Source organism: Methanoculleus sp. MH98A (genome assembly GCF_000691865.1).
Taxonomy (GTDB): Archaea; Halobacteriota; Methanomicrobia; order Methanomicrobiales; family Methanoculleaceae; genus Methanoculleus.
Genome location: NZ_JMIO01000243.1, coordinates 1 through 790 on the forward strand (window position 1 = coordinate 1; position 790 = coordinate 790).

Here is a 790-nt window from a genome sequence, read left to right on the forward strand (position 1 = left end):
CAAATTGCCAGACGCTGTGATTACGAAGTAGACCAGACCGGCATACGTAATGACCGAATAGATTCCGACAACGCTAAAAAATGCGCCGACGACTTTCCCTTTCAAAAGCTCATGATACCGCTCCTCTACGTTTTCGTCTTTAGGGATCAGGTTGATACTCTCAACGATTGCCAAGTGTGTTCCTGAGAGGACTGCACCAACAAGGGTGATGGCAAGGACTATCGGATTGAAATCAGTCAAGAATGTCGCCCAGAATAGTGTGGGAACTAGAGTGAGCAAGTACGGCGATTTGTTTTTCAGATCAGGAACCATATTCCATCACAATCTCCTTTTGACCTCTCGTAACTGACCAATCACGCATCAATGCCCTCCGGCACCCGCACCCTCCCGGTGAGCAGGTCGGCCATCAATCCCTTCTTCATGGCGAGCAGTTTGTCACGGTAGGTCTCTTCGCGGGCGATCCGGTCTTCGGCGGCGGTGAGGATAGCGGCGATGCGGTGTTGTTCGGGGAGGAGAGGGAGAGGAATTTTTATACTCCGAACTTGCCTATAGTTTAAACCCTCCCTACTTAGTCCCGCTTGAAGTGACTCGATCTGAAACTGCCCAATATGTGAGGAGAGGACGGAGGAGATAAATTCAGGTTTTCCGCTATCATTCAGCCGAATTATGCAAACATGCTGATTAACATTACCTTCACCAAAATCTTGAGGAACAAAGGTGCATCTCCCTATTGATGCACCAGTGATGTTCAATAAGACGTCATAGGGTTGAAGTTTTGTTCTCTGCATAC

Annotated in this window: 2 protein-coding genes; both read right to left on the reverse strand. The window is 48.4% G+C overall.

Features of this window, described 5'->3' with window-relative positions; all coding sequences use genetic code 11:
• The coding region (locus EI28_RS12810; RefSeq protein ID WP_048115431.1) for a hypothetical protein at window positions 1–312 on the reverse strand (312 nt) is incomplete at its 3' end.
• 41 nt (window positions 313–353) lie between these two features.
• On the reverse strand, window positions 354–790 hold a 437-nt coding region (locus EI28_RS12815; RefSeq protein ID WP_048115434.1), incomplete at its 5' end, for a restriction endonuclease subunit S.